This window comes from Oceanibacterium hippocampi, assembly GCF_900172325.1.
GTDB lineage: Bacteria > Pseudomonadota > Alphaproteobacteria > Sneathiellales > Sneathiellaceae > Oceanibacterium > Oceanibacterium hippocampi.
This window is the reverse complement of the sequence record NZ_FWFR01000002.1, coordinates 418,097-430,743: the sequence shown is the minus strand read 5'-3', so window position 1 is coordinate 430,743 and position 12,647 is coordinate 418,097. Positions and strand designations below refer to the sequence as shown.

General features: G+C 68.1%; 10 protein-coding genes. 5 read left to right on the top strand and 5 right to left on the bottom strand.

Annotation, left to right across the window (positions count from 1 at the left end):
- The first annotated feature begins 73 nt into the window (after positions 1 to 73).
- A complete protein-coding gene (locus tag OCH7691_RS13010; RefSeq protein WP_176245048.1) occupies positions 74 to 2,407 on the top strand; it encodes a response regulator in 2,334 nt (777 codons plus the stop codon).
- Between the two features lie 16 nt (positions 2,408 to 2,423).
- A complete protein-coding gene (gene bmt, locus OCH7691_RS13005; protein WP_085883961.1) occupies positions 2,424 to 3,446 on the top strand; it encodes a betaine--homocysteine S-methyltransferase in 1,023 nt (340 codons plus the stop codon).
- Positions 3,447 to 3,453: 7 nt separating this feature from the next.
- Here bmt and OCH7691_RS13000 read toward each other — a convergent pair whose 3' ends face one another.
- A complete protein-coding gene (locus tag OCH7691_RS13000; RefSeq protein ID WP_085883960.1) occupies positions 3,454 to 4,332 on the bottom strand; it encodes an SDR family oxidoreductase in 879 nt (292 codons plus the stop codon).
- A gap of 136 nt (positions 4,333 to 4,468) precedes the next feature.
- Here OCH7691_RS13000 and OCH7691_RS12995 point away from each other — a divergent pair, with 136 nt between their 5' ends.
- The 3 genes from OCH7691_RS12995 to mtnA all read left to right on the top strand — a co-directional run bounded on the left by OCH7691_RS12995 (position 4,469) and on the right by mtnA (position 6,859).
- A complete protein-coding gene (locus OCH7691_RS12995) occupies positions 4,469 to 5,065 on the top strand; it encodes a glutathione S-transferase family protein (protein ID WP_085883959.1) in 597 nt (198 codons plus the stop codon).
- Positions 5,066 to 5,139: 74 nt separating this feature from the next.
- Complete coding sequence (locus tag OCH7691_RS12990; RefSeq protein ID WP_085883958.1) at positions 5,140 to 5,736, top strand: glutathione S-transferase family protein; 597 nt, start codon at positions 5,140 to 5,142, stop codon at positions 5,734 to 5,736.
- 19 nt (positions 5,737 to 5,755) lie between these two features.
- Entirely contained in the window at positions 5,756 to 6,859 is a 1,104-nt protein-coding gene (gene mtnA / locus OCH7691_RS12985; RefSeq protein ID WP_085883957.1) for an S-methyl-5-thioribose-1-phosphate isomerase, read from the top strand.
- Between the two features lie 18 nt (positions 6,860 to 6,877).
- On the opposite strand, the gene OCH7691_RS12980 is transcribed toward mtnA, so the two are convergent.
- The 4 genes from OCH7691_RS12980 to OCH7691_RS12965 all read right to left on the bottom strand — a co-directional run bounded on the left by OCH7691_RS12980 (position 6,878) and on the right by OCH7691_RS12965 (position 12,638).
- Entirely contained in the window at positions 6,878 to 7,804 is a 927-nt protein-coding gene (locus tag OCH7691_RS12980; protein WP_085883956.1) for a DMT family transporter, read from the bottom strand.
- A 7-nt stretch (positions 7,805 to 7,811) separates the two neighbouring features.
- Positions 7,812 to 9,359 carry an acyl-CoA carboxylase subunit beta gene (locus OCH7691_RS12975; RefSeq protein ID WP_085884462.1) on the bottom strand — a complete coding sequence of 516 codons (1,548 nt, stop codon included), beginning with the start codon at positions 9,357 to 9,359 and terminating at the stop codon, positions 7,812 to 7,814.
- Between the two features lie 76 nt (positions 9,360 to 9,435).
- On the bottom strand, positions 9,436 to 11,253 hold the full coding sequence (typA, locus tag OCH7691_RS12970; protein WP_085883955.1) for a translational GTPase TypA: 1,818 nt from the start codon (positions 11,251 to 11,253) through the stop codon (positions 9,436 to 9,438).
- 104 nt (positions 11,254 to 11,357) lie between these two features.
- Entirely contained in the window at positions 11,358 to 12,638 is a 1,281-nt protein-coding gene (locus tag OCH7691_RS12965; protein WP_085884461.1) for an ArgE/DapE family deacylase, read from the bottom strand.
- Positions 12,639 to 12,647: the final 9 nt, after the last annotated feature.

Genomic DNA, 12,647 nt, shown 5'->3' with positions numbered 1-12,647 from the left:
AGGATCGGTCTGGCGGTGTTGCCTTGCCTTCGACCGGCGAAGGCAGGCCAGTAGTATGAGAGGAAAGGGTTCGATGGCGCCGCTTGGCGACGGTCACAGCCATGGCGCGCGACCGGGCAACGATTCGTCGGTCGATCCGCGGATATTGTCCGAGCAGATCGACGCGCTTTTCCGGATCAATTCCCTCTCGACATACAAGACCCTGCTCGCACTCGGAGCGATTGCGCTGGTCTTCTGGCCGGTCGCGCCGGTCTGGATACCAATCGTTGTCCTGTTGGCCCACGGCGGCGGTACGGTTTGCCTGGTTCTTCTTGCCAAGGCCTACCAGCGAAATCGGCAGCCGGGAGACAGCCTGCGCTGGGCGCGGGTCTTCTCCGCGATCACGGTCGCCACCGGTGGCGCGTTCGGGCTCGCGGCATTCTGCTATTTCGGCTACGGCGATACCGGGACCCAGGCGTTTCTGCTGGTTGTCGTGGTCTCGGTCGCGACCGGCAGCGCGGTGACACGCTCTGCCTATCTGCCGGCTTTCTATGTCTACATCGTCGTCAGTGGGGTGCCGGTACTGGCGGTACTGGCCACCCAGGGCGATTTCCTGTCGATCCTGCTGGCGCTTCTCGGAATCGTCTATTTCAAGACCCTGATCGGCGTGGCGCGGGAGAACAACCGAATTCTGGTCGAGCAGATCAGGCTCCGGTTCGAGAACTCGGAGATGGTCGAAAGCCTGAAGCAGGCGCGCGCGGATGCCGAGCGCGCGCGCGAGGAGGCGGAGATCGCGCGCGATGCGGCGGAAGCCGGGAATCGCGCCAAGACCGAATTCCTGGCCACCATGAGCCACGAGCTCCGGACACCGCTGAACGGCATTCTCGGCATGGCCGAGCTCCTGCTCAAGACGCCTCTCGACGGAACCCAGCGGGGCTTTGCCCGAACCGTCATGGAATCGGGCCGCGGGTTGCTCACGCTGATCGGCGACATACTCGATTTTTCCAAGATCGAGGCCGACAAGATCCAGATCGAGGCCACTGAATTCGATCCGGGCGAACTGCTTGTCGAGGTGGTCGACCTGATCGCGCCGGCCGCCTGGCAGAAGGGCCTTGAATTCGCCCTCCATGTCGATCCGGCGGTTCCTGCTCTGGTCGTCGGCGATGCCCAGCGCTTGCGTCAGGTGATCCTCAATATCGCCGGGAACGCGATCAAGTTCACCGACACCGGCGCCATTGCCGTGACGCTTGCGGTCGAATCGATCGACGACGATGTCGCCCATCTCGTTTTCGTGGTCCGCGATACCGGTTCGGGCATCCCTGAATCGCATCTTCCGTACCTGTTCGAACGCTTCGTGCAGGGCGATGCGTCCTACAGTCGCCAGCATGGCGGGACGGGTCTCGGCCTCGCCATATGCCTGGGGTTCGTGCGCGCGATGGGCGGCATGATCGGAGTGCGAACGCTGCCCGGTGTCGGTAGCAGCTTTCGTGTCGATCTGCCGTTTCGCATCGCCCAGCGCAAGCGATCGCTTCGCGACTTCACCGGCCGGCGCATCCTGTTCCTGCACCCGGTCGGCTGGAGTCGTGACCTGACGATCCAGAAGCTCCGCTCACGGCGGCTCGAATTCGCTGCCGCGGCCGATGTCGCCGTCGCCGTCCGGCAGTTGCGGGAGGGCGAACGACCGGACGCGATCGTCGTGCGCGGTTGCAAGGATGCCGTGACCTTTCGCCAGACCGTCCAAAGGCTCCGCGAGGCCTGTGGCGGTGAACGTCCGATCCTGCTGGCGCTCGTCAACGGGGGTGAGGAACTGCGGGCGGCGCTGGCCGTCGAGAGCGAGATTGACGGCCATCTTCTCGGGCCCCTCAAGGCGCGTGCGCTCGATACCGCCTTCTCTGCTATCTGGCCGGCGCAGGCCCCGGATCCCGCGGCCGGGGACGCGGCCCCGTTGCCGGGGCTGGAGGCCGGGATTTCCCCGAGCGCGGAAGTGGTCTCCGGCGCCGCCGTCCTGGTCGTCGACGATGTCGATCTCAATCGCAAGCTGGCGGACATCCAGCTCACCAAGCTGGGCCACCGAGTCGCGGTCGCGGCCGACGGTGACGAGGCAATCGCCCACCTCGCCGGGCACCGACCGGATCTCGTCCTGCTCGACATCCAGATGCCGAAGCGCGACGGCTTCTCGGTCGCCCGCGAGATCCGGAGGATGCCCGGTGGAGACAGCCTGCCGATCGTCGCCATGACGGCACATACCGGTCCGGAGTACGAGCAGCGCTGCCTCGAGGCCGGCATGGACGGCGTGCTGACCAAGCCCTTCCATCTCGAGCAGCTTCGCGATGTCGTCGTCCGCTGGGCCCGGGGCAGGGCGCCGCGGCGGGACGATCCGCGCTTGTCAGGCGATGACGACTCGCTTAAGGCTTCATCTCGTCCCTGATATTCGCGGGTTCCGCATGTCCGATCGGTTTCGCGCGCTTCTGGCCGAGCGTCCGTACCTCGTCGCCGACGGGGCGATGGGGACATCGCTGTTCGCGGTCGGCCTGGAAAGCGGCGACGCACCCGAGCTCTGGAACCTGAGCCGGCCGGAAAAGGTCGAGGCTGTGCATCGCGCCTTTGTCGCCGCCGGGGCGGACATCCTGCTGACCAATTCCTTCGGCGGCAACCGCTACCGCCTCGCCCTGCACAGGGCCGAGGGCGAGGTCGGGCCGCTGAACCGGGCCGCCGCGGCACGCGCCCGGATGGCCGCCGACGACGCGGGGCGGCCGGTTCTCGTCGCCGGCTCCATGGGACCGACCGGCGAACTCATGGCGCCGCTCGGCAGCCTCACCGAACAGGCCTGCGCCGATTCCTACCGGGAGCAGGGCGAGGCGTTGCGCGACGGCGGCGTCGACCTGCTTTGGCTGGAGACCTTGTCCTCGGCGGAGGAACTGCAGGCGGCGGTCGCCGGGATTGCCGATCTCGGCCTCCCCTTCGTCTGCACCATGACCTTCGACACGAACGGACGGACCATGATGGGCCTGACCCCGGCCGCGATGGTCACGCTGATGGCGGGGTTGCCGGTCGCGCCCGCCGCCTACGGCGCCAATTGCGGGGTCGGCCCGGGCGAGCTGCTCGACAGCGTGCTCGCACTCTCGGAGGCGGCCGCGCCGGACGCGGTGATCGTGGCCAAGGGCAATTGCGGTATTCCTGAATATGACGACGGGGCGATCCGCTACCGCGGGACGCCGGCGACGATGGCCGAATACGGCCGGCTCGCCCGTGGCGCCGGAGCGCGCATCATCGGTGGCTGCTGCGGCACGACGGCCGAGCACCTGGCCAGTCTTGCCAACGCGCTCGCCGCGTTCGACGGAAACCCGCTGCCGCGCCCCGACCGCAAACAGGTGGCTGCGGCGCTCGGGCCGCTCTGGGGCGGCCGTTCGACGACGCCGTCCGGCGAACCGTCGCGCGGTCAGCGGGAACGCCGTCGGCGCCGTTAGGCAGGGCCTAGCCGCGCCGGCTCTTGTCCTGTTCGTTCGCCGCCTTGATGGTGTCGCGGATCGAATGCCATTGCGCGTCGTCGAGGGCCCAGAGATCGGCGAAGCCGCCGGCCGATACCAGCCACTGACCGCCGTCGATATTGACGACCTCGCCGGTGATGTAGCCGGATTCGTCGGACAGCAGGAAGACCGCGAGATTGGACAGTTCCGACATCTTGCCGACCCGGCGAAGCGGGATGCGATGGGTCATGTCTGAGCGGACCTCGGACGAGCCTTGCGGGCGCAGCCGTTTCCACGCGCCCTCGGTCGGGAAGGGGCCCGGCGCGATCGCGTTCAGGCGGATATTCTTCGGACCCCATTCGACGGCGAGCGACTGGGTCATCGCCTTGACCCCGGATTTCGACATCGCGCTCGGCACCACGAAGGGCGAGCCCGTCCAGACCCAGGTCGTCAGGATCGACAGCACGTTGCCGGGCCGGCCCTCGGCGATCCAGCGGCGGCCGCAGGCGCTGGTCACGTAGAAGGTGCCGTGCAGGACGATGTTGGCGATCGCGTCGAAACCGCGTGGCGACAGGTCCTCGGTGCGCGAGATGAAGTTGCCGGCGGCATTGTTGAGCAGCCCGTCGAGCGGCCCGCCCTGCCAGATCTCCCCGACCATCTCGTCGACTGCCTCGGCCACCCGGATGTCCACCTGGTGCGCGGTCACCCGGCCGCCGGTCTTCTCGGACATCTCGGCGGCGGCATCCTCCAGGACCTGGCGGCGGCGGCCGCAGATCGCCACCTCGGCGCCGAGTTCGAGCAGGCGCTCGCTCATCACCCGGCCGAGACCGGTGCCGCCGCCGGTCACCAGGTAACGCTTGCCCTTCAACAGGTCGTCACGAAACATCGCGGTCTCCTCCGGTTGTCGTTGTGATGGCAGATGCACCGCTGGCAACGGGCCGCGCGGGGCCGTCGGGTTGCTCTTGCCAGCGCGCGCGGCCGGGTCATAATCCGGGACGCGTCCACCGGTAACGAGGCCAGAAATGAAGCTCCGTCACAGCCCGATCTCGCCCTATTCGCGCAAGGTCCGCATCGTTGCCGCCGAACTGGGCCTGGCCGGGCGCATCGACCTCGTCGATCACGATACCTCGCGCCCCGGAACGGGGGAAGCGCCCGAGAATCCGCTCGGCAAGATCCCGACGCTGACGCTCGACGACGGCGAGGTGCTGGTCGATTCGCCCGTGCTCTGCGATTACCTGGAGGAGATCGCGGACCGGCGCCTCACCGCCACCTCGGGGCCGGCGCGTCGGCGGGCGTTGCGCCTGCAGGCGATCGCCGACGGTATCTGCGACGCCGCGCTGCTTCGCCGCTTCGAAACGATGCGTCCGGAAGCGCAGCGCTCGGCCGCATTCGATGCCCGCCAGAAATACGCGATGACAACCTCCCTCGACTGGCTCGAGGCGCACGCGGGCGACCACGAGGCTGCCTTCGATGTCGGCGCCATCTCGGTCGTCTCCGCGCTCGGCTATGTCGGCTTCCGCTTCGCGCACGAGCCGTGGGCGGACGGCCGGCCGAAGCTCGCTGCCTGGTACGAGACAGTACTGAGCCGCCCGAGCGTCCGGGATACCGCGCCTGCCTGACAGGGTTCTCTCCTTGCCACGGCACGCGGTGGCGTCATAATCCCCGCCAGACAACATCGGGACAGAGGCTAGGAATGAAACTTCGCTACAGCCCGCTTTCGCCTTACGCGCGCAAGGTGCGCATCGTCGCCGCCGAACTCGGACTGGCCGACCGGATCGAACTGGTCGATCTTGACGCATCGCGGCCGGAGGCCGGCCTCGCGCCCGAGAATCCGCTGGGCAAGATTCCCGCGCTGACGATCGAAAGCGGTGACGTGCTCGTCGATTCCCCGGCGATCTGCGACTATCTCGAGGATCTCGCGGGCAAGCGGGTCACGGCGCCTACCGGCGCGGCGCGCTGGCGGGCCCTGCGCCTGCAGGCGATTGCCGATGGAATCTGCGATGCGGCGCTGCTCCGCCGCGCCGAGTCGCTGCGTCCCGAGGCGCAGCGCTCGGCCGAGTTCGATTCCCGCCAGAAACACGCGATGGAGGCGTCGCTCGACTGGCTGGAGGAGAATGCCGTCGAACTGGACGGCGATCTCGATCTCGGGCAGATCTCGGTTGTCAGCGCGCTCGGCTATATTGCCATCCGCTTCGCGCACGAACCCTGGGCAAAGGGCCGGCCGAAGCTCGCCGCCTGGTTCGAGAGGATCATGGCCCGGCCGAGTGTCCGGGATACCGCTCCGGCCTGACCGGGGTTATGCTCTTGCCATGAAAATCGACGGCAAACCCTATCGCACGATCTGGCTGAACGACGACGGCCGGACGGTGCAGATCATCGACCAGACACTGCTGCCGCATGAATTCGCGACGGTGACCCTGGGCTCCCTCGAGGACGCGGCGCACGCGATCCGAGTCATGCAGGTTCGCGGCGCCCCCCTGATCGGCGCGACCGCGGCGTACGGGCTTTGTATGGCGCTCGCCGTAGATCCGTCCGACGAGGCGCTGGAGGCGGCGGCGGCAACACTGCTGGCCACGCGGCCGACGGCCGTCAACCTGCGCTGGGCGCTCGACGAGATGGTCGCGGCGGTCCGCAACCTGCCGCGCGGCGAACGCCGGGCCGCCGCCTATGCGCGGGCCGCCGAGATCTGCGACGAGGATGTCGCGCAATGCTACGCGATCGGCGGTTACGGGCTGGAACTGATCCGTGCCGTCCATGGCGGGAAGGGGGCCGGGGAACCGGTCAACATCCTCACCCATTGCAATGCCGGCTGGCTCGCCACCGTCGACTGGGGTACGGCGCTGGCGCCGATCTACCGCGCCCACGATGCCGGGATCCCCGTGCATGTATGGGTCGACGAAACGCGGCCGCGCAACCAGGGCGCGGCGCTGACCGCCTGGGAACTCGGGCGGCACGGCGTTCCGCATACCCTGATCGCCGACAATGTCGGGGGTCACCTGATGCAGCATGGCAAGGTCGACCTCTGCATCACCGGTACCGACCGGACGGCGGCGAACGGCGACGTCTGCAACAAGATCGGCACCTATCTGAAGGCGCTCGCGGCCAGCGACAACGACGTGCCGTTCTATGTCGCGCTGCCGCGGAGCACGATCGACTGGGGAATCGCCGACGGTGTCGCCGAGATCCCGATCGAGGAACGCGACGCCGCCGAGGTGACCCGCCTGCGGGGCCGGGATACGGCGGGCCGTGTCGCGGAGTTCGATATCGCGCCGGAAGGCACGAATGCCGCGAACTATGCCTTCGACGTCACCCCGGCGCGGCTGGTCACCGCCCTGATCACCGAGCGCGGGGTCTGCGCCGCCAGTCGGGAGGGGTTGCTGTCGCTCTATCCGGAACGGGCCGACGGCGCCTGAGCCGGCCGGCCCGGACGGTTAAACCGGGGCCGGGCCGTAGCGTTTGGGTGACACCAGGGCGACGCCCAGGAGCAGCAGGGCGAGGCTGATCCAGACGCTTTCGTCGAGCCTCTCGCCGAACAGCACGATCCCCCAGACGACCCCGCACAGGGTGACGAAATAGCCGACCTGGCTGGTGAAGACCGGCCCGGCCCGGCCGATGACGAAAAAGAACACCGTCTGGGACAGTCCCGCGATCAGCACCAGCGAGAGGATCGCCGCGTGCGTCCTGTCCCAGGGCGGGGCGATGTCGTAGACGACGTCGAAGGGCACGACGTAGGCGGCGAGGAAGGTCGCCGCGACCGCGAGCATGCCGCAGGCGAGCGCCATCGAATCGCTGTCGGCGGGTCGCAACCGGGTCGCCACGATATTCTGCGACGCGTAACAGATGGGCGCGATGAGCGCGACCAGGGCCCAGCCGGCGGCGGCCCTGTCGGGCAACGCGGCCGAGGGGCCGACCAGCAGGGCGACGCCGCCGAAGCCGACCACGATGCCGAGCGCCCGGCGCCGCTCGAAGCGCTCCATGCGGAGCAGCAGCGCGAAGAGATAGGTCATCATCGGCCCGGTCGAGACGAGGATCGCCATGATGCTGGCCGGCAGGTGCGGCGCGGCGACATAGATGGATGTCGAGGGAATGGCGACGCCGACCAGCCCGGAGGCGGCGTAATAGCGCAAGTGCGCGCGGTCGATGACCGGCCGCTTGCCGCGCGAGACGGCCACCGCGAACAGGATCAGGGCGCCGCCGAACGCCTGCCAGAGGGCGATGCCGGCCGGATGGCCCCCGGTCGAGATCGCGATCTTGGCGGCGCTGAAGGAAAACCCCCACAGCATGCCGAGACCGAACAGCGGCAGGTAGAGCCAGAGCGAAGGCCCAGCGCCACCAGCGGTCTTGAGCGGCAGGCTCATACGCGAGTCAAAGCGTGGTCGGCCAGTTGGCCAGCAGATGCTCGCCGATCCCGCCGTTCGGACGCCGGGCGAGGATCTTGAGCATGCGGATCAGCCAGTCGCGGCTCTCGCGCGGATCGATCACCGCGTGCGCCAGGTAGGGGCCGGCGAGATCGTAGGCGGAGGTGCCGCGCGCCAGCTCGCTCACCAGTTCGGCGAACCGCGCCGGGTCGTCAGCCTGGCGCACGCCATGGACCACGTTCACCCCGACCGCCGGATCCATGAAGCCGATCTCGGCGCCCGGCCAGGCGGCGAGCACGTCGACCCGGCCGCCGCCCATGTTGATATAGGCCTGGCCGTAGGACTTGCGCAGGATGATGCCGAGCTTCGGCACGGTCGCGAGTTCGAGGGCCTGCAGGAAATTCATGATCTTGCCGGGCATCCGGCGGCGCTCGCCCTCGACCCCGATCAGGAACCCCGGTGTGTCTGTCAGCAGGACGAGCGGGATGTTGAAGCTGTCGCAGAGCGTGATGAAGGACGCCGCCTTGTCGCAGGCGTCCGGGTCGAGTGCGCCGCCCTTGGCGATCGGGTTGGTGGCGATCATGCCGACGCTCTGCCCGCCGAGCCGGCACAGGGCGGTCACGATGGATTTCCCGAAGCGTTCCTTGAGCGGAAAATAGCTGTCCCGGTCGACGATCGCCTGGATCGCGCGCCGGATGTCGTAGGTCTTCACCCGTTCCGCTGGCACGATATCGAGGATCGACGCGGCCGCATCGTCGGAGCCGGCCGGCACCGCGACAGTCGGCGGGAGCTCGCCGGCATGGCCCGGCAGGTAACCGAGATAGGCCTTCAGTGCTGCCAGTGCCTCTTCGTCGTTGTCGACGGCCATGTCGACCTGTCCGGTCACCGCGGTCTGCATGCGCCAGCCGCCGAGTTCCTGCTCGTCGATGGCCTCGGCGATCGCGACCTCGGTGACGCGGACCGACGAGACCGCCATGACCGCGCCCTTCCGCATCACCACGAAATCGGACATAGCCGCGTTCCAGGTGCTGCCGCCGTAGGACTGGCCAAGGACCGCGGCGATCCACGGTACCTTGCGCCGCCGCATGTAGTGGCCCTTGGTCGCGATGCCGCCGATCCCGCCATGGCCGTCCGGCCCGGCGGCACCCATCGTGTCGGGCATGCGGGCGCCGGAGCATTCGCCGAGGAAGACGATCGGGGTGCCGTTCTCGACGGCGAGACGCGCGAGGTGGGCCTGCTTCTTGCCGGCGACCATCGCCGAGGACGCGCCCATCGTCGTGAAGTCGCTGGCCGAGACCGCGGCGATCCGCCCGTCGATCTCGCCGAAACCCTCGATGATGCCGTCGGCGGGGGTCTTCCCGGCGTCGGACATGCGGGACGAATGGGCGAACAGGCCGAGCTCGGTGAAGGTCCCGGGGTCGACGAGGCGGGCGAGCCGTTCGCGCGCATTCAGGATCCCGGCGGCGCGGCGTTCCGCTAGCCGTTTCGGGGAGCCCATGGCAAGCGCCCGGGCCTTGCGGCGCTCGTAGTCGGCAAGTGCCTCGTCGTGATCCATGACCATCCCCCTGGCGCGACCCGGACGGATCCTCTTATGGATTTTGCCGGGGGATGTCAAAAGCCGCCGTTCTGGGTCAGCTCGCGGCGCGGGCCATCCGTTTCCGCTCATGCGGGTCGAGGAAGCGCTTGCGCAGGCGGATCGCCTTCGGCGTGACCTCGACCAGCTCGTCGTCGGAGATGTAGGCGAGGGCCTGCTCCAAGCTCATCCTGCGCGGCGGCGTCAGGCGGATCGCCTCGTCGGTGCCGGCGGCGCGGATATTGGTGAGTTGCTTTTCCTTGAGCGGATTGATGTCGAGATCGTTGCCGCGGCTATGCTCGCCGATCACCATGCCGGAATAGACGTCGGCGCCGGGTTCGATGAACAGCGCGCCGCGCTCCTCCAGGTTCCAGAGCGCGTAGGCGACCGCCTTGCCCTGGCCGTTCGAGATCAGGGCGCCGTTCCGGCGGGCCGCGATCGCCCCCTTGTAGGGCGCGAACGAATGGAAGACCCGGTTCAGGATGCCGGTGCCGCGGGTGTCGGTCAGGAACTCGCCGTGATAGCCGATCAGGCCGCGCGTCGGGCAAAGGAAGAGGAGCCGCATCTTGCCGCCGCCAGACGGCCGCATCTCCTGCATCTCGCCCTTGCGCTGGGCGATCTTCTCGACGACGACGCCGGAGTATTCCTCGTCGACATCGACGACGACCTCCTCGATCGGCTCCATCTGCTGGCCGGTTTCCGGGTCGCTCTTGAACAGCACGCGTGGCCGACTGACCGAAAGCTCGAAACCCTCGCGGCGCATCATCTCGATCAGCACGCCGAGCTGCAGTTCGCCGCGGCCCGAGACCTCGAAGGCATCGCGTTCGGCGGTTTCCGCGACACGGAGCGCGACATTGCCCTCCGCCTCGCGAAGCAGGCGGTCGCGGATGACCCGGCTCTGCACCTTGTCGCCGTCCCGACCGGCAAGCGGCGAGGTGTTGACCGAGAAGGTCATGGCGAGCGTCGGCGGATCGATCGGCGTGGAGGCGATCGGCTCGGTCACGCCCGGATCGGCAATGGTGTCGGCGACGTTGGCCTTGACCAGCCCGGCAATGGCGATGATGTCGCCCGCCTCGGCGCGCTCGACCGGCGTGCGATCGAGGCCACGGAAGGCGAGCAGCTTGGTCGCCCGGCCGTCCTCGACCGTCTTGCCATCGCGCGACAGCACCCGGATCGGGCGGTTGATCTCGATAATGCCGGATTCGATGCGGCCGGTCAGGATGCGGCCGAGATAGGGATCTGCCTCGACCGTCGTCGCGAGCATCCGGAACGGGGCATCGAGCGTCACGTCGGGGGCGGGGACATGGGCGATCAGGGTCTCGATCAGCGGCGCCAGGGATTCGCGCGGATCTTCCAGGTTGTGGGCGGCCCAGCCGAGCTTGCCCGAGGCATAGAGGACGGGGAAATCGAGCTGCTCCTCATTGGCGTCGAGGGCCAGGAACAGGTCGAAGCATTCGTCCAGCACCTCGTGCGCGCGGGCATCGGGACGGTCCGCCTTGTTGACCACCACGATCGGGCGCAGGCCGAGCTTCAGCGCCTTCTGGGTGACGAACTTGGTCTGCGGCATCGGGCCTTCGGCCGCGTCGACGAGCAGCAGGACACCGTCGACCATCGACAGGATGCGCTCGACCTCGCCGCCGAAGTCGGCATGGCCCGGGGTGTCGACGATGTTGATCCGCGTGCCGTGCCAGTCGACCGAGGTGCATTTGGCGAGGATCGTGATCCCGCGCTCGCGCTCGAGGTCGTTGGAGTCCATCGCCCGCTCGGCGACTTTCTGGTTGTCGCGGTAGAGACCGCTCTGCCGGAACAGGCCGTCGACGAGGGTCGTCTTGCCGTGGTCGACATGGGCGATGATGGCGACGTTGCGAAGCTGCATGATATGTGATCCAAAAAAAACAAGGCGGGCACCGTTATGGGTGCCCGCTTGTGCACTGCAACATAATCGAATATGCCGACAAAATCAAGTCCGGCTGTGGCCGGTCAGATTTTTTCGAGACCGCACCAGTCGGCGATGAACAGCGCCATGGCCTGCGTGTTCCGGCGCACGGATTCGAGATTCACCCGTTCGTTGAAGCCGTGGATATTCTCCGAAACCGGTCCGTAGACCAGCGCCGGGGTGTCGGCATACAGCCCGAAGAAGCGGGCGTCGGTGGTCGCCGTGGTCGCGACCTCGCGCAACGGTTCGCCGTAGACGGTGCGGTGGGCATGGCCGAGCTTGGCCTCGGCCGCCTCGGCGCCCTTCAGCTCGTAACCCTCGGCGAGGAAGCCGTGATAGGCAATCTCCGGCGGCGAGTTGGCGAGGAAGCGGTTGTTCCGGGCGGCCTCGCGGATGACCGCCTCGATCTCGGCACGGGCCTCGTCGAGCGGCTGGTCGGGAAAGATCGCGACGCGGACGTCGAAAACGCACCAGGCCGGCACGCTGGACGGCCAGTCGCCGCCCTGGATGCGGCCGATGTTGAGATTGATCGGATGCTCGACCCCGGCATAGGCCGGATGGCGGCGCCCGGCGCTGTTCCAGTCGGCCTCGAGCCGGTGCAGCGCCTCGATGATCGGCATCGCCGCCTCGATCGCGTTGGCGCCCGCGCCGGCGTCGGCGACATGGACCGGATAGCCGGCAATCTTCACCTGGAACCAGATGACGCCGATCTGGGCGCGGATCAGCTTCTCGCCCATCGGCTCGGGAATCATCGCCAGGTCGGCCCGGTAGCCGCGTTGCAGGCAGGCCAGCGCGCCGTTGCCCGTGCATTCCTCCTCGACCACCGACTGGACGTAAACCTCGGCCGCCGGCGCGTGGCCGGTGCGCTTCAGGGCGTCCAGCGCGAAGACGCAGGCCGCGAGCCCGGCCTTCATGTCGCCGGCGCCACGGCCGTACATCCAGCCGTCGTCGACATGGGGGTCGAAGGGCGGACGGTCCCACATGTCCAGCGGACCGACCGGCACCACGTCGATATGCCCGTTCAGGATCAGCGACTTGCCCGTCGCGCCGCGCGGCCGGTGCGTGCCGACAACGTTCCAGGCGTTCTCGTAGGAGACATGGACCGGCGAGAAGCCGGGCAGGTGGGCGATGTCGTCGACCTCGATCTTCCAGCGGTCGACGGCGAGACCGCGATCGCGCATCTCGCGGGCCATGAAATCCTGCGCCGTCTGCTCGGCGCCGCGCGTGGAAGGAAAGCAGGTGAGTTCGGCGGTGAAGTCGCATTGCGCGTCGAAGCCCGCATCCACGGCCTTCATGATCTCTGCGGTCGGCAGGGTTCCGCTCATCCCGGTCTC

What these genes read in the sequence shown, in the direction of transcription:
- OCH7691_RS12990 (WP_085883958.1), top strand. Translation starts at nt 5,140, where the DNA reads ATGAAACTTCGCTACAGCCCGCTTTCGCCTTACGCGCGCAAGGTGCGC.
- OCH7691_RS13010 (WP_176245048.1), top strand. Translation starts at nt 74, where the DNA reads ATGGCGCCGCTTGGCGACGGTCACAGCCATGGCGCGCGACCGGGCAAC.
- OCH7691_RS12980 (WP_085883956.1), bottom strand. Translation starts at nt 7,804, where the DNA reads ATGAGCCTGCCGCTCAAGACCGCTGGTGGCGCTGGGCCTTCGCTCTGG.
- OCH7691_RS13000 (WP_085883960.1), bottom strand. Translation starts at nt 4,332, where the DNA reads ATGTTTCGTGACGACCTGTTGAAGGGCAAGCGTTACCTGGTGACCGGC.
- typA (WP_085883955.1), bottom strand. Translation starts at nt 11,253, where the DNA reads ATGCAGCTTCGCAACGTCGCCATCATCGCCCATGTCGACCACGGCAAG.
- OCH7691_RS12975 (WP_085884462.1), bottom strand. Translation starts at nt 9,359, where the DNA reads ATGGATCACGACGAGGCACTTGCCGACTACGAGCGCCGCAAGGCCCGG.
- mtnA (WP_085883957.1), top strand. Translation starts at nt 5,756, where the DNA reads ATGAAAATCGACGGCAAACCCTATCGCACGATCTGGCTGAACGACGAC.
- OCH7691_RS12965 (WP_085884461.1), bottom strand. Translation starts at nt 12,638, where the DNA reads ATGAGCGGAACCCTGCCGACCGCAGAGATCATGAAGGCCGTGGATGCG.
- bmt (WP_085883961.1), top strand. Translation starts at nt 2,424, where the DNA reads ATGTCCGATCGGTTTCGCGCGCTTCTGGCCGAGCGTCCGTACCTCGTC.
- OCH7691_RS12995 (WP_085883959.1), top strand. Translation starts at nt 4,469, where the DNA reads ATGAAGCTCCGTCACAGCCCGATCTCGCCCTATTCGCGCAAGGTCCGC.